At 59.5% G+C, this 22,222-nt stretch carries 22 protein-coding genes and 1 tRNA gene; 7 read left to right on the forward strand and 16 right to left on the reverse strand.

Annotation, left to right across the window (positions count from 1 at the left end):
• Positions 1-18 precede the first annotated feature (18 nt).
• Together HU724_RS02420 and HU724_RS02425 are read right to left on the reverse strand one after the other, a co-directional pair.
• Positions 19-771, reverse strand: a complete 753-nt coding sequence (locus HU724_RS02420; protein WP_186568585.1) for an ABC transporter substrate-binding protein — start codon at positions 769-771, stop codon at positions 19-21.
• A 13-nt stretch (positions 772-784) separates the two neighbouring features.
• Positions 785-1,558, reverse strand: coding sequence for an ABC transporter ATP-binding protein (locus HU724_RS02425; protein WP_024011209.1), 774 nt, complete (start codon positions 1,556-1,558; stop codon positions 785-787).
• A 542-nt stretch (positions 1,559-2,100) separates the two neighbouring features.
• On the opposite strand from HU724_RS02425, the gene gabP reads away from it, so the two are divergent.
• On the forward strand, positions 2,101-3,492 hold the full coding sequence (gabP, locus tag HU724_RS02430; RefSeq protein ID WP_016772141.1) for a GABA permease: 1,392 nt from the start codon (positions 2,101-2,103) through the stop codon (positions 3,490-3,492).
• A gap of 78 nt (positions 3,493-3,570) precedes the next feature.
• Here gabP and vapC read toward each other — a convergent pair whose 3' ends face one another.
• The 14 genes from vapC to HU724_RS02500 form a co-directional block, all read right to left on the reverse strand.
• On the reverse strand, positions 3,571-3,969 hold the full coding sequence (gene vapC / locus HU724_RS02435; protein ID WP_016772140.1) for a type II toxin-antitoxin system tRNA(fMet)-specific endonuclease VapC: 399 nt from the start codon (positions 3,967-3,969) through the stop codon (positions 3,571-3,573).
• Positions 3,969-4,199, reverse strand: coding sequence for a type II toxin-antitoxin system VapB family antitoxin (gene vapB / locus HU724_RS02440; RefSeq protein WP_186568587.1), 231 nt, complete (start codon positions 4,197-4,199; stop codon positions 3,969-3,971). The genes vapC and vapB overlap by 1 nt, the downstream gene beginning before the upstream one ends.
• Before the next feature lie 165 nt (positions 4,200-4,364).
• Positions 4,365-4,817 carry a hypothetical protein gene (locus HU724_RS02445; RefSeq protein ID WP_016772138.1) on the reverse strand — a complete coding sequence of 151 codons (453 nt, stop codon included), beginning with the start codon at positions 4,815-4,817 and terminating at the stop codon, positions 4,365-4,367.
• 6 nt (positions 4,818-4,823) lie between these two features.
• On the reverse strand, positions 4,824-5,237 hold the full coding sequence (locus HU724_RS02450; RefSeq protein WP_016772137.1) for a hypothetical protein: 414 nt from the start codon (positions 5,235-5,237) through the stop codon (positions 4,824-4,826).
• A 29-nt stretch (positions 5,238-5,266) separates the two neighbouring features.
• Entirely contained in the window at positions 5,267-6,241 is a 975-nt protein-coding gene (locus HU724_RS02455; protein ID WP_186568589.1) for an alpha/beta hydrolase family protein, read from the reverse strand.
• 67 nt (positions 6,242-6,308) lie between these two features.
• Positions 6,309-7,367 (reverse strand): PDDEXK nuclease domain-containing protein, encoded by a 1,059-nt coding sequence (locus HU724_RS02460; RefSeq protein ID WP_186568648.1) that lies wholly within the window; start codon positions 7,365-7,367, stop codon positions 6,309-6,311.
• A gap of 279 nt (positions 7,368-7,646) precedes the next feature.
• Positions 7,647-7,991, reverse strand: coding sequence for a hypothetical protein (locus HU724_RS02465; protein WP_186568591.1), 345 nt, complete (start codon positions 7,989-7,991; stop codon positions 7,647-7,649).
• 22 nt (positions 7,992-8,013) lie between these two features.
• Positions 8,014-9,492, reverse strand: coding sequence for an aminotransferase-like domain-containing protein (locus HU724_RS02470; protein ID WP_186568592.1), 1,479 nt, complete (start codon positions 9,490-9,492; stop codon positions 8,014-8,016).
• Positions 9,493-9,519: 27 nt separating this feature from the next.
• Positions 9,520-10,944, reverse strand: coding sequence for an L-lactate permease (locus tag HU724_RS02475; RefSeq protein WP_186568594.1), 1,425 nt, complete (start codon positions 10,942-10,944; stop codon positions 9,520-9,522).
• Positions 10,945-11,940: 996 nt separating this feature from the next.
• Positions 11,941-12,498, reverse strand: a complete 558-nt coding sequence (locus tag HU724_RS02480; RefSeq protein WP_225927658.1) for a Panacea domain-containing protein — start codon at positions 12,496-12,498, stop codon at positions 11,941-11,943.
• A 317-nt stretch (positions 12,499-12,815) separates the two neighbouring features.
• A tRNA-Phe gene (locus HU724_RS02485) sits at positions 12,816-12,891 on the reverse strand.
• Positions 12,892-12,982: 91 nt separating this feature from the next.
• On the reverse strand, positions 12,983-13,255 hold the full coding sequence (locus HU724_RS02490) for an oxidative damage protection protein (protein WP_016772129.1): 273 nt from the start codon (positions 13,253-13,255) through the stop codon (positions 12,983-12,985).
• Positions 13,252-14,319, reverse strand: a complete 1,068-nt coding sequence (gene mutY, locus HU724_RS02495) for an A/G-specific adenine glycosylase (protein WP_039756580.1) — start codon at positions 14,317-14,319, stop codon at positions 13,252-13,254. The genes HU724_RS02490 and mutY overlap by 4 nt, the downstream gene beginning before the upstream one ends.
• Positions 14,316-16,532, reverse strand: a complete 2,217-nt coding sequence (locus HU724_RS02500; protein WP_186568596.1) for an AsmA family protein — start codon at positions 16,530-16,532, stop codon at positions 14,316-14,318. Before HU724_RS02500 ends, mutY begins: the two co-directional genes overlap by 4 nt.
• A gap of 525 nt (positions 16,533-17,057) precedes the next feature.
• Here HU724_RS02500 and HU724_RS02505 point away from each other — a divergent pair.
• From HU724_RS02505 to hisF, 6 genes are all read left to right on the forward strand, one after another.
• Positions 17,058-18,722: an OFA family MFS transporter gene (locus HU724_RS02505; RefSeq protein WP_016772126.1), complete on the forward strand. Its 1,665-nt coding sequence runs from the start codon at positions 17,058-17,060 to the stop codon at positions 18,720-18,722.
• Between the two features lie 273 nt (positions 18,723-18,995).
• Complete coding sequence (gene hisB, locus HU724_RS02510) at positions 18,996-19,589, forward strand: imidazoleglycerol-phosphate dehydratase HisB (RefSeq protein ID WP_016772125.1); 594 nt, start codon at positions 18,996-18,998, stop codon at positions 19,587-19,589.
• Entirely contained in the window at positions 19,589-20,227 is a 639-nt protein-coding gene (gene hisH, locus HU724_RS02515; protein ID WP_016772124.1) for an imidazole glycerol phosphate synthase subunit HisH, read from the forward strand. The genes hisB and hisH overlap by 1 nt, the downstream gene beginning before the upstream one ends.
• A complete protein-coding gene (locus tag HU724_RS02520) occupies positions 20,228-20,488 on the forward strand; it encodes a DUF2164 domain-containing protein (RefSeq protein WP_016772123.1) in 261 nt (86 codons plus the stop codon). It abuts the gene before it with no gap.
• A 103-nt stretch (positions 20,489-20,591) separates the two neighbouring features.
• The gene (gene hisA, locus HU724_RS02525; RefSeq protein ID WP_076565146.1) at positions 20,592-21,341 is read left to right on the forward strand and encodes a 1-(5-phosphoribosyl)-5-[(5-phosphoribosylamino)methylideneamino]imidazole-4-carboxamide isomerase; all 750 of its coding nucleotides are present in this window, start codon (positions 20,592-20,594) and stop codon (positions 21,339-21,341) included.
• A gap of 93 nt (positions 21,342-21,434) precedes the next feature.
• Entirely contained in the window at positions 21,435-22,205 is a 771-nt protein-coding gene (gene hisF, locus HU724_RS02530; RefSeq protein ID WP_016772122.1) for an imidazole glycerol phosphate synthase subunit HisF, read from the forward strand.
• Positions 22,206-22,222 lie beyond the last annotated feature (17 nt).

Here is a 22,222-nt window from a genome sequence, read left to right on the forward strand (position 1 = left end):
CCGGTCCCACAGGTCAGATCAATAGATGCTGAACGGGAAGTACTTGTCGTTGATTTTCTTGTAGGTACCGTCAGCGACGATTTCCTTCAGCGCGGCGTTCAGGTTGTTGCGCAGTTCGTTGTCACCCTTGCGCACGGCGATGCCGATCTTGTCGCTTTCCACCACCGGGTCGCCCTTGAACTCGTAGTTCTTGCCGGCGTCGGTTTTCAGCCAGTCATAGTTGGCGTACTTGTCGGCGAGGATCGCGTCGACGCGACCGGAAGTCAGGTCGAGGTAGGCGTTTTCCTGAGTATCGTAGAGGCTGACCTTGATGTCGTCGCCGTAGGTGTCTTCCAGCCAGGTGCCGGCCAGCGTTGCGCGCTGGGTGCCGATGGTCTTGCCTTTGAGCGAGTCCTTGTCGGTCTTGAAGTCGACGTTTTTCGGCGCGATGAACTGCAATTTGTTCGAGTAGTACGGGTCGGTAAAGTCCACCGCGGCTTTGCGCTCTTCGGTGATCGACAGCGAGGAGATCAGGAAGTCGAACTTCTTCGCGTTCAGCGCCGGAATGATGCCGTCCCAGTCAGAGGTGACGACGGAGCATTCGGCTTTCATCTTCGCGCACAGGGCGTCGCCGATTTCCTTGTCGAAGCCGACCACCTGGCCGCTCGCGTCTTTATTGTTGAACGGCGGGTAGGCCGCTTCGATGCCCATCTTCAGGGTTTCAGCCATGGCGCCGGCGCTGAACGCGAGGGTGACGGCGGCGGCCAGGAAGACCTTTTTGAAATTCTGCATGCATGTTGCTCCGTTAGCGGTTGCTGGACATGAATTGTTTGCAGCGCGCCGAAAGCGGGTTGTCGAACACCTGCTGTGGCGATCCTTGCTCTTCTATAAGGCCCTGATGAAGGAACACCACTTCGCTGGAGACCTGGCGGGCGAAGCCCATTTCGTGGGTCACGAGCAGCATGGTGCGGCCTTCTTCGGCCAATGCGCGGATGACACTAAGTACTTCCTGAACCATTTCCGGGTCAAGGGCGGAGGTGGGTTCGTCGAACAGGATCACCTTCGGCTGCATCGCCAGCGTGCGGGCGATCGCTGCGCGTTGTTGCTGGCCGCCGGACAATTGCGCTGGGTAGGCGTGGCGCTTGTCAGCGATGCCGACCTTGGCCAGCAACGCTTCGGCGACTTCGATGGCCTCGGCCTTGCTCTGGCCGAGCACGCGGCGCGGGGCTTCGATGACGTTGTCGAGCACGCTCATGTGCGGCCACAGATTAAAGTTTTGAAATACAAAACCAATCTCCGAGCGCAGGCGATTGATCTGTTTGCCGTCGGCGGCGACCAGTTCGCCGTTCTTCGCGGCCTTGAGCTTGAGTTCTTCACCGGCCACCAGGATCTGGCCCTGGTGCGGGTTTTCCAACAGGTTGATGCAACGCAGGAACGTGGACTTGCCGGAACCGGAAGAGCCGAGGATCGAGATCACGTCGCCGTCGCGGGCGGTCAGCGAGATGCCTTTGAGCACCTCCAGCTGTCCGTAGCGTTTGTGCAAGTTGCGGATTTCAAGCGCGGGCGTGGCCTCAGCCATGTGCGTTCCTCATATATGTTGCGCTCCTGCTGTTGGCGGGCCTTCCTGGCGAGGCGGCCAAGCTAGCATAGCGTTTCAATGGCAGCCAACAGCGCTACGAGCGGTAAACGGGTGGCATGTGGCGGGTTGTCGCATCGGCGCAGCAGACTGTCGCCCCATCAACAACCGAACGGGTGTTTGATCGTGCAAACCCGTGGGTGCCGCGTAAAAAAAGGCGCGATGTTGCCAGCTTTGGCGGGGTGTTGGAAGCGCTATCCGGCCGAACGTTCCTTATTCGCCCTTTTTCTGTGCGCCGCACACTTTTTCTGTGTGTTTCTGGTGCGCGGATTCGTCTTGAAAGTGAGTCGCCGGGTAACGTTCTGGCGAATAGCCATTAAACTCAATGACTTGCATCGGATGCCGGAGCCCCGGCACTCAAGGACTCGAAACATTTTGGCGCAAATATTGCGTGCAGAATAAGGAACAGGCCGTTGGATTCTTTTTACGAGAAAGAATTTTCAGACGCGCCGGACGCACTCGCTTTCCTTGCAAAGGTAGTCTCTATGAGCAGTACCCCAAGCTCCACTGGCCTCGAACAGGGGCTCAAACCGCGTCATGTGACCATGTTGTCGATCGCCGGTGTGATCGGCGCCGGTCTGTTCGTCGGTTCCGGCCACGCCATCGCTGCCGCCGGCCCGGCCGTGCTGCTGGCCTACGCCGCTGCCGGCACTCTGGTGGTGCTGGTGATGCGCATGCTCGGCGAAATGGCCGTCGCATCGCCGGACACCGGTTCGTTCTCGACTTACGCTGACCGCGCGATCGGTCACTGGGCCGGTTTCACCATCGGCTGGTTGTACTGGTGGTTCTGGGTGCTGGTGATTCCGCTGGAAGCCAACGCCGCGGCAACCATCCTGCACGCGTGGTTCCCGGGGGTGGATATCTGGGCTTTCGCGCTGGTCATCACCATGCTGCTGACCGTGACCAACCTGTTCAGCGTGAAGAATTACGGCGAGTTCGAGTTCTGGTTCGCCCTGATCAAGGTGCTGGCGATCATCGGCTTCATCGGCCTCGGTCTGGCGGCGATTTTTGGCTTCCTGCCGACCAGTCAGGTCAGCGGTGTGTCGCATCTGTTCGACAGCGGCGGCTTCCTGCCCAACGGCATGGGCGCTGTGCTGGGCGCGATCCTGACCACCATGTTCTCGTTCATGGGCACCGAGATCGTGACCATCGCGGCGGCGGAATCGAAGGACCCAGGCAAGCAGATCTCCAAGGCGACCAACTCGGTGATCTGGCGGATCGGCCTGTTCTATCTGGTGTCGATTTTCATCGTGGTGGCGCTGGTGCCGTGGAACGATCCTACCCTGGCCAACCTCGGTTCCTACCAGACCGTACTTGAGCGCATGGGCATTCCCAATGCCAAGATGATCGTCGACATCGTTGTGCTGGTGGCGGTGACCAGTTGCCTGAACTCGGCGCTGTACACCTCCTCGCGCATGCTGTTCTCCCTCGGCAAGCGCGGTGACGCCCCGGCCATGTCGACCCGCACCAACAAGAGCGGCACGCCTTACTGGGCGGTGATGCTGTCCACCGGCGCTGCGTTCCTCTGCACCTTCGCCAACTATGTGGCTCCGGCCGCGGTGTTTGAGTTCCTCCTGGCCAGCTCCGGCGCCATCGCCCTGCTGGTGTACCTGGTGATCGCCTTCTCGCAACTGCGCATGCGCAAGCAGCGCATGGCGCGCGGCGAGAAGATCGTCTTCAGCATGTGGCTGTTCCCGGGTCTGACCTGGGCGGTGATCATCTTCATTGTCGCCGCGCTGACCATCATGCTGTTCCAGGAAGCCCACCGCGTGGAAATCCTCGCCACCGGTCTGCTGAGCCTTATGGTGGTAGCGGCTGGTCTGCTGGTGTCGCGTCGTCGCAAGCTGGAAAAGCGTGGTGCGGTGGTGTTGAACTGAGTCGTAACGCGTGATGTAAAAACGGCCGCTGTCAGGGATGACTAGCGGCCGTTTTTGTTTCTGAGCTTTCCAGTCAGGTTAAACCCAGTCCTCGATTCGCAAACCGGAAACGCGTTGAAACTCCCGTACGTTGTTCGTCACTACAATGAGTCCAAGTGAGCGTGCGTGGCCAGCGATCATTTGGTCGTATGGCCCGATCGGCGTTCCAGCCTTCGCGAGTTCAGATCGAACCATCCCGGCCTGTGCGGCTGCGTCGTTATCGAAAGGCAAGACATCCAGTCGCGCGACAAATCCTTCAACAATTGCCAGATTTTTCTCCGGGGCTGCCGACTTTTCAGCACCGTAAATAAGCTCCATGAGCGTGATAGCGCTGATGCACAGCTGCCCGGAATGTCGATTGAAGGCTTCCCGGACAATTTGTGGTTTGTTCTTGATGGTGAAGATGCAGATATTTGTATCCAGCATGTACTTGATCATCAGAACGACTCGCGCTCCTGATCAGTGGGTTGCTCACGGTTAGCCATGAAATCAGGGCTGACGCTGTCGCCATCAAACCAGCTATCCCAGCTTTCTCCAGCAGGCGTAATGACGCGTGTTCTGCCAATCGCGATGACTTCCACTCGTTTAACGTCGCCGGGCATCGCAACTGCCTTTGGCAGTCGGACTGCCTGACTTCTGTTGCTCATGAAAATTGTGGTCTGCTCCATATTCGAGCTTCCGGGTCTGATCCTGTGATTAGCTCAGGATAGATCGTGCTTGGGATATGTCAATGGGATATACATCGTCACCGGACAAAGAGTAGCTAGGCCATCCAAACAAAAACGGCCGCTGTCAGGGATGACTAGCGGCCGTTTTTTGTTTCTGAGAAGGGCTTATTCGCTCTTGTCTTCCTGGGGCTCTACCGACTTGCCATAAGCATCCAGCGCCACCCCGAAATCCGTAATGAACTGCGGCTCGCTAAGCCAGGCCTGGGCTTGTTCGATGGTCATGCCGTCGGCCCACATGCGGTAGTCGATCAGCATGTCGGCGGCGAGGTGCGTGGCGGCCATGCCTTCGTTGTCGGCGTTTTCCATGTCGAGCAGTTCAGGATGGTCGACGATGATGAAGGCCAGTTCGCGCAGCAGGGTCAGCAGCATTTCGTTGCGGCTGACGGCTTCGGCGTCGCGCATTTTACTGAACATCGCCAGGGTGTATTCCGGGATCGGCTCGGCGAGGTGGCCGAGGTCTTCGTCCTGATCCAGCGGTTTGCGCCCGACCATGCGGATCTGCTTGGCTTTGGCCTTGGCGCGTTTGGCGCGTTTCTGTTGCTTGTTCAGGGATGCCATGGGAGCTCAGTTCTTCTGTTGGGTTTGTGCAGCGATCGCGTCGGATGCCGCTACATAGTCAGCCTGGAATGCCGGGGATTCGATCCACGCCAGCGCGCCGGCCTCGTCGGTTTCCTGCGACCACTGGCGATACTCGATCAGCGCGGCGAGGATGAAATCCATCGCGCCTTCTTCACCTTCCTGCTCATAGACCAGTTCCAGCAGCGGATCTTCAAGGAACGCGGTGCACATGGCCTGTTGGCTGATCTTCTCGGCGTCGATCATTTTCTTGAACAGCTCGGTCAGGTCCACCGATTCGAAATCGATGCGGTCGTCGTTCGGGTCCAGCTCGACCGGCGCTTCGGCACGCTTGGTGCGGTTCTGCTTGGCCTTGGCTTTGGCCCGGGTGGCGCGTTTTTGCTGCTTGTTGGCGGAGGCCATGATGTGTTCCGTCGTGCGTTGAGAGGGGCTCAGCTGCGTGGCACTTGTCGGCCGGGTGTATCGGCGGCCAGTGCGCCGGTCTGCAGCCAGGTCAGAGCAATGGGCCATAGTGTGGCTTGGTATGCGCTGCGAAAAAAGCCGAAATGTCCGACTTGTCGTTCGCCGATGTCCTGCGGCGCAATGCGCAGATGGGTTTTTGCCGCGTTGCTGAAGTAGCCGAGCAGGCGTTCGATCGCCGGGATCGTTCCGTAAGGATCATCGCTGAGGCTGATGGCGAGGGTCTGCGCGCGGACGCCATCGAAGGGCAGGGCGCCCGCCTTTTTCATCAGTGCGCGACCGCTTGGGCGTTGCTCGTAACGTGCGGTGGGCGTGCTCCAGTCGCGGACTACGGCGGTTGGCGTGTCCTCCAGCCAACCTAGCCGTTTGCCGGGGAAATAGCCGCAGAGCAGCGCCATCAAAGGCATGACCACATGCCACTTGCCGAACATCCGCCAGCGCTGTTCAGGGGCGTAATCGCGCCAGTAAGCGAACTGCGCCCCGACGGTAACCAGCCGTCGGATGACCGTGCCCGACGCTGCCAGGCCTGCCGCGCAGCCGCCGAAACTGTGGGCGACCACATCGATTGGCTGACCGGGAAACTCCCGCTGCGCGCGTTTGAGCATCGCTTCGAAATCCAGAGCGCCCCAGTCAGTCCACGAAGCGCGCAGCCCTTTGATCGATTCACTGCGTGATTCGCCAATGCCCCGGTAATCGTAGGTCATCACATCGCAGCCATGGCTGAACAGGTAGGCCGCGAACCGTGAATAGTGCCGACAGCGCACCGAGGTGGCGGCGCTGATGATGACCACCGGGCGCTGTGGAGCGGGCGAACTGTGGCGCCAGGTGAAGCCGCCGAGTGCGTAGCCGTCGGCTGCGGTTTCCTTGAAGGGCGTAGCTTTAGTTACAGTCAAAGCTGCTTGGCTCAACTCTGGGTCGCCCACATCGGATGTCTGCTGACAGCTCATGGTGCTTGACCTCGGCGGTTAGGTGCCAACCATAGTCGCCGCGCTGATCAAGAACAATCCGGCCGGTTCATTCACTGGATTGAATGAGCATGCGTTCTTCGATCAACGCCTGTTCGCGGTTTAGTTCAGCACGTAACTCTTCTTCGCTCGGCAGTATCGTCTTGTAGCTGCTGGCGAACAGTTGCTCATTGCCTTTGAGCATGGAATAGCGCGCCACCGAGTCATTGCTTTCCGCGCTCAGAATGATACCGACGGTTGGCTTGTCACCTTCGCTGCGCTTGAGCTCGTCGTACATGCGCACATACATGTCCATCTGCCCGACATCGCGGGCGCTGAGCTTGCCGCGTTTCAGGTCGATGATCACGAAGCACTTGAGCAGGTAGTTGTAGAACACCAGATCGATATAGAGGTCGACGCCGTCAGTGCTGATGCGTTGTTGGCGGGCGACAAAGGAAAAGCCTTTGCCAATTTCAAGCAGAAAGCTTTGCAAGTGATCGATGAGGGCTTGTTCGAGTCCGCTTTCCCTGACTTTGCCTGCCGAGGGCAGGCCGAGGAATTCGAGCATGACCGGATCGCGAATGAATTCCCGCGGATTGCATTTCATCGCGTCGATGTTGGTCGTGGCTTCCTCGGCCACCTCGGCTTTGTCCTGACTCATCAGCAGGCGCTCGTAGTAGAGCGTCAGGATCTGACGATCAAGGGCGCGGCTTGACCAGTTGAGGTCGGCGCATTCGTTCATGTACCACAGGCGCGCTTTCTCGTTCTCGACGCGTAGCAGGCGGCGGTAATGGGTCCAGCTCAATTCGGAACGCACTGCGTTCCAAATTGGAAAAGACTGATAAAAGCTGCGCATATATCGCAGATTGCGCTCATCAAATCCCTTCCCGAATTTCCCCGTTAGATCCTTCGCCAGCAGCGCGAGCAACTGCTGGCCATAACCCGCACGATGAGCGCCTTTCTGTTCGAAATTGACGATATGCCGGCCTATTTGCCAACAAGTCTGCACCTGGATCGTATCGACCGCGCGTAGCACTTTTTGCCGCGCCTGGCGAATCAGCTCGCCCAGTTCGCCCAGCAGTGAATCGATTTTATGGTCTTGCGTATCAGCAGGTTTGAGCTGGCTCATCGGGTCTTCCGCATTCTGGAAACAGAGACGCAAGCATGCCGGGGAAGGCGGCGCAGGTATGTCGGGCGAACCTGCGAGTTCGGAAGGAAGGACGGGACAGGCGTTGCAGGACATTGCCACCGGAAGGCGCGTAACAGGGTAAATGTCCGTAGTCCATTTCGTACTTTTGCCCAGTCAATCGCCGCAGAGTTGGCAGCGCTGCGGTGAGCGATCTGGTGTTGCGCTGGAATGAAAGAACAGGCAGGTAAGAGGCTGCTTCAAAAAATCGCCCCAGTTGCATCATCGCGAGCGCTTGCCCTTCGGCCTCTGCTCACGCACCCGTCCTTTGCGATAAATCCACAGCCCAAACACACCGATGGCCAACATGAACGCGGTCCAGAAGCTCTGCCAAACGAACTCGAACCAGTATCGCCGAGGTTGCAGTGCCAAGGTGTAGGTGCTGCGCGGTCCATGATTGTTGGTGGTGATGGAACCGCTGCCCCAGCTTTCGAAGAGCATGTAGATCGAAAGGCATACGGCAAACGCGATCAGCACTCCAGCGAGCACTGTCAGCCAGAATGTCCAGCGGCTCGGGCGATACGGCGGGGGATGCGGCAAGCGAATACGGGTTCTTTTCTGATTCATAAGCAGGGCTCGCGCAAGCCGGTCAGGAAACTGCCAGCTCTTGCAGCTGTTCAGTCGGCATCTGCCGCGGGCTCGTCGGGCGTGCGGCAAGGTGGGCGCATTCAGCGATCACCTTGAGAATGCCGATCACCGCCGGGGTCAGCGCGGTGCCGAGGCAGATGCGCACGCCTGTGGAAGCCTGGCCATCAGCGAAAAAAATCCCGCTGCCAGCCACGTGGCAACCACGCTCCGTGGCCAGTTGCTGCAATGCCAGCATGTCGGTGTTTGCGGGCATTTCGATCCAGTGGATGAAGCCGCCGCGCGGTGGGACGTAGCGGGTTGCGGCAGGGAAATCCGTGCGTACCAGCGCTTCGACGAAACTCGCCAGCGAAGAGAGTTGCGACCTCAATCTGGCGCAGTGCTCGTCCATGTAGCCGCGGCCGATGAATTCGTTGAGAACATTTTGCGCCAGGCTGGAAACGGCGAGGTTGCGCGAAAACATTTGCGCGAGGATGGCATTGCGGTATTTGCCGGCCAGACACCAGCCGACGCGATAACCCGGCGCGATGGTTTTCGAAAACGACGAGCAATAGATCGTCTGGCCGCTGCTGTCGTAGCTCTTGAGGGCGCGCGGCCGATCAGCTTCGGGCACCAGGTCAAAGAAGATGTCGTCTTCGATGATCGGCACATCCGCTTCGCGGGCGAGCCTTGAAAGTCGCGCGCGCGCTTCGTCGGGCATGATGAAGCCGCGAGGATTCTGCAGCGTCGGGTTGAGAAAGATCACCGCGACTTTTTTCTGTTTCAGCGCTTCTTCCAGATGATCGACATCCAGGCCCGTGCGGCCGTGGGTGCGGATCGGCAAGGCGCGCATGCCCAGGCGTTCGATGGTCTGCAGGATGCCGTAATAAGTCGGGGTTTCGATGGCGACTGTAGCGCCTTTCGACGCGACGGCTTCGAGGGCCAGTTCCAGAGCGATGGTGTCGCCCGAGGTCACCAGAATATCGTCCGGCCCGCAGACTACACCGCGGGTCAGCATCAGCCCGGCAATGCGCCGCCTCAGCGCCGGCAGGCCGGGTGGCGCAACCAGACCGCTGAGTGCGTTATCGGCCTTGGCGGCCAGCACCGACAGACATTTGTTGAGCAACACATTGGGCGTGAGATCGCTGTGCAGAACCGCCGAATTCAGCGATGCAGTGGTGCGCGACGCTGCTTCGGAGAGCATCGCGACCACCGCATGATTGACGTTGACGGTGACACTGGAAAAGTCGAAAGCGCCGGACGGTTTTGCCCGTCCTGACGCCGAGACGAAGTAGCCGACGCGCGGCACCGTCGTGACGTAGGCGTCGGCCTCGAGATCGGCCAGCGCCCGCTGCACCGTGGTGATGCTGGTCTCGAACATCCGCGCCAGAACGCGGATTGACGGCAGTTTCGCTTCGGCCGCCAGGTCACCGCTGTCGATCTGGCGAATAATCCAGTCCTTGACTATCCGCCAGCGCTTGTCCGGCAAATCAAACCTGTCCATAAGTTCTCTGTGATGATTCGAAACAATTCACAGAAAGTAGAGCAAAACGATCCCCGTTGCAGCAACTATGACGATGTTCAGCGCCACCAGACCGAAGGCGAAGCGGATCAGGCTGTTTTCTTCCTGGCGGTTGGCGCCGGCAAGTCCGGTGATCAACGACAGGATCGACAGCGAACCGAGTGCGCCATGGCCGGCGGCGCTGTTGACCATTGCCGCCAGCCACGCCCCGTGTTCGCTGCTCAGCGCGGCAATGGACGGCATCACCAGCGTGTTGCCGCCGACGTTGGAGCCGGTGACATAACCGGCAATTCCCGCCAGCAGAGCGATCGTCGGCGCCAGCGAAATCCCCGACATGGATTGCAACGCGCTTTGCGCCTCGACAAGGAATCCGGCGTTGACCATCACCTGTGACAGCAGCAGGAACAGGAAGATTGTCGTGACCGGAAACTTCGCCCGGTTGAACAGGGCTTGCCACGGGAAGCCCGCGCCCGCGGTCTGCCTGAACGCCATCAGCACGGTCACGATCAGCAGCGCCAGCCCTGGAGACGCCAGCGGCTTCCATGAGACGTGTTCGCCCCTGACGACCCACAGGCCATCCCAGCCCGACAGCACGAACAGTCCGCGCGACGCCACAATCACTCCCAGCAAGGCCAGATAAGGCCATGCCGCGCTCGGCCAGCGCACCAGTTTTTTCCGTTGCGCCCAGGAGATGCCCAGGCCAACGCAAGCCACGGCCAGCCCGGCCAGCACACCGGAAACTTCCGGGCCGAGCCACAGGTTGACGCCAAACAGCACGGCAACGAACAGGGCCGTCACGACAAGCAGCCCCAGCCACGCTGTGATCCAGCGGATGCCGGCCTGCCACAAGGCCAGCGACGCCAGGCAGAGGAACACCGGCGCGCTGATCAGCGCTGAATGGCTACCGAGGGTTTGCGCCGGCAAATGTGCCAGCAAGGCACCGATCACCGTCGCCAGACCCAGCGTGCCCCACGGCATGATGACCATGCCGGCGAGGGCGATTTTCATCCCCGACTGGCGAGTGAAAAGCCCCATCAGCAGCGGCACCGTGGCGATCAGCGAAACGCCGAAGCCGGTCATCGCTTCCAGCAGCGGTGCCAAGCCCAGCACGATGAAGATCACCTGCGCCGGCGGTGTCCAGCCGAGTTCCTTGACCCACGCGCCGATGGCCTGTGGCGCGCCGCCGCGCTCGACCAGAATGACGAAGGCCAGCCCTGGGACGATGACGCACGCAGTGCTGAGAAACAGGATCGTGGTGTCTTGCAAAATCGCCGAGGAGATCGCCGCCGACACCGGCCCGGCAGCGCCCAGTGCCCACAGCACCAGCACCAGCACCACACCGGCCAACGCCGCCTGTACCGGCGGACGCCGGACGATCAGAATCAGCGCGATCACCAGCGCGATGGGTGACATTTGCAGCAAGAGAGAGCTCATAGCGGTTTCCTTGGCTTAATCGTGCGTCTGTCCGCTGTACTCGGTCGCCCGCATGGACGCGCGCTGGCAGAACGTCTGATACCACTCGCTCAGGCGTGCCTGCGCCGAGAAGTCCGAGAGTTGACGGAAAGCGATCCAGTCCAGCGCGGTCGCCAGGGCGATGTGGCCGACGGTGATCGGGCCATTGAGGTCAACGTGCTCTTCGATGAAGCGATACGCCTCCTTGAGTTTGTAGGCCTGGCACTAACTGCAGTTCGCCTGTGGGTTGGGTTCAGATTTTTTTGCTGGGACAGGAAGTGACCTTGCGGGCGACGCCGATCGATTCAAAAAATCAGTTTTGCGCTCTGAGGGCTACAGAAGTCCAGAGTGTTGCGGGGCGCAAAGTAGAGCCATTCATTGGCTCGCCAAGGCTTGCGTGAAGTATTGGCGAAACGCCATCTACGGGGAGAGATACAGATTTCTGGTATTTTCCAGTACAGCTGGAATCCAGGGGTGTATCGAAGGTGGAAGAGGGGAGGGGGATCAAATCGCAGGCTTAAAAAAACCCTGAATCTTGCGATTCAGGGTTTTCGGTATTTGGTGCCCAACGCGTATGTTTTTAGAGATGATTATGACGAATGAATCTGCCGATCTTTCTTGGGAGGTGTATGGAGACATCGAACCCGGATCGAATTCGTTCATACAAATCGTCACTTACGGGGTGATGAGCTACGATTTCCCCAGCGTCCACTTTCAGATCAAGCCGAGATGCGTCAAAGACGGCGGCCTCTTTGTAGACTACCCAGCTGTCCCACCGTACATAAGGGTGACATTCCGTAGTCAAAATGCATGAAGGATCATGGTAAATCCCAAGCTTGATTGAGGAAATGTTTACAGCCAAAACACCGTCGTATCCATGTTCATGTGAATAAACAGGGTTGTTCATCACGATGTGAAGGTGGTTAGCCGGGCCGCTGAGTATCAGTAGAGTTCCTTTCCTTAGAATATTCCCTGGCATCAGATCAACTCAGAAACGGCCCTTCCTAGACTTTTACGCTCAAACAATTCTCGAGCCAGCGCTTCCGCCTGATTCTCGTCCTTGCCTAGCGCCCTGAACACTGCTCGAGGATTGATGGGAGTAGAGGAACGTCCTGGGTCGATCCATTCCGGCAGGTGGTCATGAGTGTAATCCACCAGCTCCCAGCGCTTCATTCGCCCAAACTGATCCCAGACATGATCCATGATCTCAATGTCTGCATCGGACAACTCGTCCAGTTCTTCAATGTCAGTCGGGCCACGGGTCAAAGAGACTTCGAATTGGGCTTCGGAGGTGACCCAGCTTCGCCAGATAGGCGACTGAATTTGACCAGTGATGAGATTAAGCGTTGCAGAGAGGACAGGTCCCTGCGCCATTGAGACATGCGAATCGTGCGAAATGGGGGAGCTATAGCGATCCATCGACTCACGATCCGCTAGGTACAGCAGCTTCATGAGTTTTATGTAGGCCATGCGTCCGCCGCGTTTTTGCAAAAAGTAAGCCGCCATTTGGGCTACTTTTTGTTCGCTGAAGATCACAATTAAACCCCTTTCCCCAATCCATAGGGACATGCTGAAAATGGTGCCGAATTATCGGCTCGGTAATAGGTTAGTCAAGCACAAAATCATCCGGTTCTTCCGAACGGCACATTCCATCTCCACCTGACGGCTGCAACTGTACATCCGTACAGGTTGTGTCGCAACCGACGGGTTATCCCATCATCTATAGCATGCCGGTATCTCGGTAGCGAATGTCAGGTATGCAGAGACCAACCAGATGTCAGGTATTTTCCTACGGACATCAAATCGCAGGCATAAAAAAACCCTGAATCTTGCGATTCAGGGTTTTCGGTATTTGGTGCCCAGAGACGGAATCGAACCGCCGACACGGGGATTTTCAATCCCCTGCTCTACCGACTGAGCTATCTGGGCAACGGGGCGCATTAAAAGGGTTTTTCGGATTTACGTCAACGACTTTTTGAAAATTTCTTAAATTAATTCCGTCGCTTACGAAATCTGCGGGTTATTCGGCTGGCGGCACGTAGCCTTCGGCCTTGGCGTATTCCTCGCCGGAGAAGTACTTGTCCATTTCGCCCTGCAGGTATTTGCGATCTTCGGCGTTCATCATGTTCAGACGCTTTTCGTTGATCAGCAGGGTCTGGTGTTTCTGCCAGTCGGCCCAGGCCTTGGCCGAGACGTGGTCGAAAATGTCCTGGCCCTTGGCACCCGGGAACGGGGCGCGTTCCAGCGCGGGCAGTTCTTCTTTGTACTTGCGGCACATTACGGTGCGGGTCATGGCGATTCTCCTGCATTCAAGACGGCAGCCGCGCGTTCGAGCAAGGTCTTGACCGGGGCAGCAAGGCCCAGGCGCGGCGGGGTGGCGAGGTTATACCAGAGCCAGTCGGCCTCGGCCACGTGATGGCTGGCTTCCTGTACCTGAACCAGCCACGGTTCAATGGACAACTGGAAATGGCTGAAGGTGTGAACCAGGCTCGGCAGCGCCTGCTGCTGGCCCATGGTCAGCGAGTGCTGATCGGCCAGATGTTGCAGATCTTCCAGGTCGTCCAGTTCCGGCAGGCTCCACAAACCGCCCCACAGTCCCGTCGACGGGCGGCGATAAAGCAGAATCGCACCTTCGCCGTTGGCCAGCATTGGCATCAGCGTGCGTTTCTGCGGGATGGCCTTGCGCGGCTTGGGAATCGGATAACGGGTTTCCAGGCCAAGCATGTGCGCTTCACAGCCACGCTTGAGCGGGCACAGCAGACAGCTCGGCTTGCTGCGCGTGCAGAGTGTGGCGCCAAGATCCATCATCGCCTGGGTGTAGGCGTTGACCCGATCGTGCGGGGTGAAGCGCTCGGCGTTGGCCCAGAGTTGTTTGGCCACCTTCGGTTCGCCGGGGTAGCCCTCTTGCGCGGTGAAGCGCGCCAGCACGCGTTTGACGTTGCCATCGAGGATCGGCGCGCGCAGGCCCATGCTGATGCTGGCGATCGCCCCGGCGGTGGACAGGCCGATGCCCGGCAGCTCGGTGAGTTTTTCCACGTCGCGCGGGAATTCGCCAGCGTACTGGCTGACGACGATCTTCGCGGTCTTCTGCAGGTTGCGTGCGCGAGTGTAGTAACCCAGCCCGGTCCACAGGTGCAGCACCTCGTCTTCCGGCGCTGCGGCCAGCGCTTCGACTGTTGGCAGCGCCGCCATGAAACGCTCGAAATAGTTGAGCACGGTGCTGACCTGAGTCTGCTGCAACATGATCTCGGACACCCAGACCCGATATGGATTGATGTCCTGCTGCCACGGCAAATCGTGGCGGCCATGGCGGTCGAACCACTCCAGCACCGCCGTGGAAAATTGCTCTGCTGTCATCGCTTGAACAGCCCCTTCAACGCGTCTTTCAATTCCGGGCTGACTTTATCGCCCAGTTTTTCGTTGATTTTCTCGCTGAGCTTGTTGCCAGCCATCTTGCTGGCGACCTGACCGAGACGGTCATTGTCGACGCGGCAGGCCTTGGCGCCCAGTTCCAGCGGGCCACGGCAGCGCAGTGGCCACTCGATGCCGACGAACTTCTCGCCGACCTGACAGGCCGGGTCGGGCATGGCGCTGGTGTCGCCCTCGACGATGATGCCGACGCGGTAATCCATACCCAAAACGCGCAGGTCGATGTCGCCGTCACCGTTGACGGTCATGCCGGGGATGCGCACTTTCAGGTCGGGGTTGCTGGCGACGCCGTTACGTACAGTCAGGTTGCCCTTGAGCTCCTCGAATGGTGTGTCCTTGCCCCGTGGCTCGCCGCTGAGGGATTTGCGATTGAGGGTGGCGATGCCTTTGCACAATTGCTGTTCAAGATTGGCGTTGAGCAGCACGCCGTTGTTGATGACGAAACTGGCGTTGCCGTTGAGCGTGTCGATCAGCGCCTGCTGGCTGTTGCCGCTGCCGGTGAGGCTGCTGGTCAGCGTTACCAGACCTTTGACCGGCGGATTCTTGCCTTGGCTTTCGATGATTTTTTCCGCCGGCACGCGGTTGAGCCGGGTCTGCAGGTTGAGCACCGGCGCGCTTGGGCGCACGTCGAGTGTGCCGTTGGCGACGAAGCCGCCGTTGTACAGATCACCGCTCAGGTTAGTCAGCGTCAGCAGGCCGCCCTGGCCGGTGGCTTTGAGCGCGGCGTTCTGGATCGGCAGTTTGTCGAGGGTCAGTTGGCCGAAAGTCAGATCGGCGTCCACGTCGAGTTTGGCCAGGCGTTCGACCGGCAGCAGACGCTCGGTGCTCCAGGCGGTTTTGCTCGGTTTGTCCGGCAGCGGCGTGGTACCCGCGACGGCGCCGGCCTCGGTGCTGGCGACTTCGGCCTGACGGGTTTGCGTGGCGTTGTTAGCCTGGGCCGATTTCGGTGGCAGGTAGCGGTCGACGTTGAACGTGTCGGCCTTGAGAATCGCGCGCAGCGACTGTTTGGCGAAGTCCTCGATGGCGATGCGGCCGCTGAAGCTGCTGTCATCGAGTTTCAGGTTGATGTTGTCGAACGACAGGCTGGTCGGAGTGGCAGCAACGCGGCTGACCAGTTCGACCTTGCTCAGGCTGCCTTCGCCCATCGCCGGCAGTGTCTGGCCGATGCTGTCGACGAATTTCGCCAGATCGAACTGGGCAATGGAAATGCCGCCGCTGATCTGTGGCGTCTTGTCGAGGTCGTTGGCTTTCAGCTCGCCCAATGCGCGCAACTGGTTGGCGGAAATCTTGATGCCGGTCCATTCGGCGACGTTCGCTGCCTTGTCCAGCAGCAACTGACCTTGAGCGGAGAAGGTCATGGTCTTGCCTTGCAGCGGATCGCCAGCGAGCTCGCCGGTTAGCTTCAGGTCTTCGAACTTGTAACGCTGCAAGGCGCGCTCGAAGCGCAGCTCGCCGTTGAGCTCGGTGCGCACGCGCAGTACCGGTTGGTTGGTGCCAAGGAACGCGGTGGCTTTCACCGGGATATTGGTCGAATCGTGTACCGGGCCGGTGCTCAACTGAATGCTTTCGGCACTGAACTGCTTGCCGGTCAGCTCATCGGTGTATTCAACGCGGGCGTTGTTGACGGTCAGGCTGTCGATGTCGAGGCGGATCGGTTGCGCCGGTTTTTCCACGGCGACGGTCGGCTCGCTGGCGGTCGCGCCCGGTGTGGCGGGTGGCGTCGAGCCCGGCGCCACAGGCACCTTGCCGATGTCTTCCCAGTTGCCGTGGCCGTTCTTGTCGCGGTTCAGGCGCAGGTTGAGGCCTTCGACGCGCACGTCACTCATCTGCACTTCGCGGCGCAACAGCGGCAGCACGCGCACGGACAGGCCGAGCATCTGCAAGTCGGCAAACGGTTCGGCAGGTTTGGCCAGGGTGGCGACGCTGGCTTCGTGCAATTCCAGGCCGAGCCACGGGAACAGGCTCCAGCCGATATCGCCATTGAGCGTCAGCTCGATGTGGGCCTTGTCGAGGGCAATCTGGCGGATCTCGTCTTTATAATCGTTGGGATCGAAGAGGTGGGTCAGGGCAAAGCCTGCCGCCACAATGATCAGCAACAGCCCGAGAAGTACCAGACCCAGGATTTTGCCGAACGCTTTCATGGGCGAGTCCTTGTAGTTAGTCGAATTGGTCATATGGCCGGGGAGTATAGCGCTGCGAGCACCCGGTTCGGTGTGGCGTCATCCGCCGAGGGTCGGTAACGGTACCTGCAAGTTTGCTATTGGTCCCTGCGCTTGAGGATGCCCGGCGGGCACCAGAAAGCGCAATTCGGCCCCCGTTTGCGATGCCATTTTCTGCGCTTGGTTCACCGGCGGTTCAGCCATTCCAACGCGACAGGTAACTTTTCGCACGCACAAATGGGACAAGTAGCAAACGTCGTGGTGCCTTTGCAGACGCGGGGTTCGCGGCTTCCCGAGTCGTACGAGAACAGATGACTTGAAAAAAGGTGATATCAGTTTGGTTTTTCTGTCACCTGAGAATGGTAACCTTCGCCAGTTCGTCCGCCCGTCTGCGACTTAACGTCGCGCCTTCAAGGAGCTTCACCTGAAAAAACGGTCATGCCTGCGTGCATAAGGCCGAGGGTGAGCAGTGGCTGGCGAACCATACTAACAATTGGGGGATACACAATGAGCACGAGCATCACGGCGGACGGCCTCAAAGCCGACCAGCCTGCGTTCCTGTCCAAGGAACGCATCATCGCCAAGCCCGGTTTCAACCGCTGGCTGGTTCCACCGGCCGCTTTGGCCATTCACCTGTGCATCGGCATGGCCTACGGCTTCTCGGTGTTCTGGTTGCCGCTGTCCAAGGCACTCGGCGTTACCGCGCCGGTGGCTTGCGCGCCGGACATGAGCTTCATCGCACAGGTATTTTCGTCGAACTGCGACTGGCCGATCTCCATGCTCGGCTGGATCTACACGCTGTTCTTCATCTTCCTCGGCTGCTCGGCAGCGATCTGGGGCGGCTGGCTGGAACACGCCGGTCCACGCAAGGCTGGCGTTGTATCGGCCTTGTGCTGGTGTGGCGGTCTGCTGATTTCCGCGCTGGGTATCTATACGCACCAGATCTGGCTGATGTGGATCGGCTCCGGCGTGATCGGCGGTATCGGTCTGGGCCTGGGCTATATCTCACCGGTGTCGACCCTGATCAAGTGGTTCCCGGACAAGCGCGGTATGGCGACCGGCATGGCGATCATGGGCTTCGGTGGCGGCGCGATGGTCGGCGCACCATTGGCGACGGCACTGATGAGCCACTTCGCTTCGCCAGAAGGCGTGGGCGTATGGCAGAGCTTCGTGGCCATGGCGGCCATTTACTTCGTGTTCATGATCGGTGGCGCACTGTCCTACCGCGTGCCGCCAACCGGCTGGAAACCTGAAGGCTGGACCGCTCCGGCGAAGAAAGCTTCCAACGCGATGATCACCAACCGTCACGTTCACGTGAATGTAGCGTGGAAAACTCCGCAATTCCGTCTGGTCTGGCTGGTGCTGTGCCTGAACGTGTCGGCGGGTATCGGTATCCTCGGCATGGCTTCGCCACTGTTGCAGGAAGTGTTCGGCGGCAAACTGCTGGGCGTTGATGTGCCGTTTGGTCAGCTCGACGCTGGCCAACTGGCCTCGATCGCGGCGATCGCAGCGGGCTTCACCGGTCTGCTGAGCCTGTTCAACATCGGTGGTCGCTTCTTCTGGGCCTCGTTCTCCGACTACCTGGGCCGCAAGAACACCTACTTCGTGTTCTTCGCGCTGGGTTTTGCCCTGTACGCGCTGATTCCGAACATGGGCCATCTGGGCAACGTTGCGCTGTTCGTGGCGGCGTTCTGCATCATCCTGTCGATGTACGGCGGTGGTTTCGCCACCGTTCCGGCGTATCTGGCCGACCTGTTCGGTACGCAGATGGTTGGCGCGATCCACGGTCGTCTGCTGACTGCCTGGGCCGCTGCCGGCGTGCTCGGTCCGGTGCTGGTGAACTACCTGCGTGAATATCAGTTGAGCATCGGCGTTGAACGCGCTGCCGCTTACGACATCACCCTGTACATCCTCGCCGGCCTGCTGGTGTTGGGCTTCCTGTGCAACCTGATGGTGCGCCCGGTGGCCGACAAGTACTTCATGACCGACGCCGAACTGGCCGCCGAACAGGCGCTGGGCCACGACAAGGGTGCCGATGCCAGCACCGTTCTGGAGTGGAAAGCGGCGCCGGGCACCAAGCCTCTGGCGATCGCTGCCTGGCTGGTGGTGGGTATTCCGTTGGCGTGGGGTGTGTGGGTGACCCTGCAGAAGACGGCGGTACTGTTTCACTAAGGTGTTAGCTGAATAAACACCGAACCTGTGGGAGCGAGCCTGCTCGCGAAGACGGAGCACCAGTCGACATCAATGTTGGCTGGCGTACCGCATTCGCGAGCAGGCTCGCTCCCACATTTGTTTATGGCATGCCTGTAATGGCTTGTATGGACATGTCTACCCGCGACAGCCGGGCGTTCTATCCGTCAGGCATCTCACCTCTCGTGTTTCTGTTTGCCTCCTGCGTGCCTATAATGGCTGCCTTTTTCGCCCAATGATTTTGCGGAGCTGGTGATGGCCGAACGTAAGGCGTCTGTCGAGCGCGACACTCTGGAAACCCAGATCAAAGCCTCGATCAACCTTGATGGCACCGGAAAGGCCCGATTCGATATCGGTGTACCTTTTCTTGAGCACATGCTGGACCAGATCGCCCGTCACGGGTTGATCGATCTGGATATCGAATGCAAGGGCGATCTGCATATCGACGACCACCATACGGTGGAAGACGTCGGTATCACCCTCGGCCAGGCCTTCGCCAAAGCCATCGGCGACAAAAAAGGCATCCGTCGCTACGGCCATGCCTACGTGCCGCTCGATGAAGCGCTGTCGCGCGTGGTGATCGATTTCTCCGGTCGCCCGGGCCTGCAGATGCACGTGCCGTACACCCGCGCTACCGTCGGCGGTTTCGACGTTGACCTGTTCCAGGAATTCTTCCAGGGCTTCGTCAACCACGCGCTGGTCAGCGTGCACATCGACAACCTGCGCGGCACCAACACCCACCACCAGATCGAAACCGTGTTCAAGGCTTTCGGCCGCGCGCTGCGCATGGCTGTCGAGCTGGACGAGCGCATGGCCGGGCAAATGCCATCGACCAAAGGCGTTCTGTAATGCAGACGGTTGCAGTTATCGACTACGGCATGGGCAATCTGCACTCGGTGGCCAAGGCTCTTGAGCACGTCGGCGCCGGCAAGGTGCTGATCACCAGCGATGCGAACGTGATTCGCGAAGCCGACCGCGTGGTATTCCCGGGCGTTGGCGCGATTCGCGATTGCATGGCGGAGATCCGTCGCCTCGGCTTCGATTCGCTGGTCCGTGAGGTCAGCCAGGATCGGCCGTTCCTCGGCATCTGCGTCGGCATGCAAGCCTTGCTCGATACCAGCGAAGAGAACGCCGGCGTCGACTGCATCGGCCTGTTTCCGGGCGCGGTGAAATTCTTCGGCAAGGATCTGCACGAAGACGGCGAGCACCTGAAGGTCCCTCACATGGGCTGGAACGAGGTGAAGCAGAACATCAGTCACCCGTTGTGGCATGACATCCCGGATCTGGCGCGTTTCTACTTCGTGCACAGCTACTACATCGCCGCCGCCAATGCGCGGCAGGTGGTAGGCAGCGGTCATTACGGTGTCGATTTCGCTGCAGCGCTGGCCGACGGTTCGCGTTTCGCCGTGCAGTTCCACCCGGAGAAAAGCCATACCCACGGCCTGCAACTGTTGCAGAACTTCGCTGCGTGGGACGGTCGCTGGTAAATGGCTGTCAAGAAATCCAAACCGCCGATTCTGACCCTCACTCCCGAGCAGGAGAGCGAGGCCAGTCGCAAGATTCAGCGGTTCATGGAAGACCGTTTCGAACTGGATCTGGGTTCGTTCGAGGCGGCGGAAATTCTTGAGCTGTTTACCCGCGAGATTGCTCCGCACTATTACAACAGGGCGATTTTCGATGTGCAGACCCACCTCAAGGAACGGTTTGAAAGCATCGAAAGCGACCTGTGGGCGCTCGAAAAAAATTAAGAGCAGCGGCAAGCGTCAAGCTGCAAGCTGCAAGAGATAGACGCGCGTGCGCGCTTGCAGCTTATGGCTTGCAGCTTGCCGCTCTTTTGACGAAGGAAAAAGCATGCTGATTATTCCCGCTATCGATCTCAAAGACGGTGCCTGCGTACGTCTGCGCCAGGGCCGCATGGAAGATTCCACGGTGTTCTCCGATGACCCGGTGAGCATGGCTGCCAAGTGGGTGGAGGGCGGTTGCCGTCGTCTGCATCTGGTCGACCTCAACGGCGCGTTCGAAGGCCAGCCGGTCAACGGCGAAGTGGTCACCGCGATCGCCAAGCGCTACCCGACCCTGCCGATCCAGATCGGTGGCGGCATCCGTTCGCTGGAAACCATCGAGCATTACGTCAAGGCCGGCGTTAGCTACGTGATCATCGGCACCAAAGCCGTAAAAGATCCGGCGTTCGTTGCTGAAGCCTGCCGTGCGTTTCCGGGCAAGATTATCGTCGGTCTGGATGCCAAAGACGGTTTCGTCGCCACCGACGGCTGGGCGGAAATCAGCACCGTGCAGGTCATTGACCTGGCCAAGCAGTTCGAAGCCGACGGCGTGTCCTCGATCGTTTATACCGACATCGCCAAAGACGGCATGATGCAGGGCTGCAACGTACCGTTCACCGCTGCGCTGGCCGCTGCCACCAGGATTCCGGTGATCGCTTCCGGCGGCATCCATAACCTGGGTGATATCAAGTCGCTGCTCGACGCCAAGGCACCGGGCATCATCGGCGCGATCACGGGCCGCGCGATCTATGAGGGCACTTTGGATGTTGCAGAGGCTCAAGCTTTTTGTGATGGCTACGCGGCCAGCTCCAAGTTGTAAGCTGCAAGCTGCAAGTTAGAAACTCGACCGCGATCGGCTCTTTCCTGCAGCTAGTAGCTTGAAGCTTGCAACTCTTAATCGGAGATTAAGCCCATGGCGTTAGCCAAACGCATCATCCCTTGCCTGGACGTGGACAACGGCCGGGTCGTCAAAGGTGTGAAGTTCGAGAACATCCGCGACGCCGGTGACCCGGTGGAAATCGCCCGTCGCTACGACGAGCAGGGTGCCGACGAGATTACCTTTCTCGACATTACCGCCAGCGTCGATGGCCGTGACACCACGCTGCATACCGTCGAGCGCATGGCCAGTCAGGTGTTCATCCCGCTGACCGTCGGCGGTGGCGTGCGTACCGTGCAGGACATCCGCAATCTGCTCAATGCCGGCGCAGACAAGGTGTCGATCAACACCGCCGCCGTGTTCAACCCCGAGTTCGTTGGCGAAGCCGCGCAGCATTTCGGCTCGCAGTGCATCGTCGTCGCCATCGACGCCAAGAAAGTCTCCGGCCCCGGCGAAACCCCGCGCTGGGAAATCTTCACCCACGGCGGGCGCAAGCCGACCGGTCTCGACGCAGTCGAGTGGGCGAAGAAAATGGAAGGCCTCGGTGCCGGTGAAATCCTCCTGACCAGCATGGATCAGGACGGCATGAAAAATGGCTTCGACCTCGGCGTGACCCGCGCCATCAGCGACGCGCTGGGCATTCCGGTGATCGCTTCCGGTGGCGTCGGCAATTTGCAGCATCTGGCCGACGGCATTCTCGAAGGCCATGCCAGTGCGGTGCTGGCGGCAAGTATTTTCCACTTCGGCGAATACACCGTGCAGGAAGCCAAGGCCTACATGTCGCATCGTGGCATCGTCATGCGCTAAAGCCTACAGGCCAGTGG

The organism is Pseudomonas iranensis (genome assembly GCF_014268585.2).
Classification (GTDB): domain Bacteria; phylum Pseudomonadota; class Gammaproteobacteria; order Pseudomonadales; family Pseudomonadaceae; genus Aquipseudomonas; species Aquipseudomonas iranensis.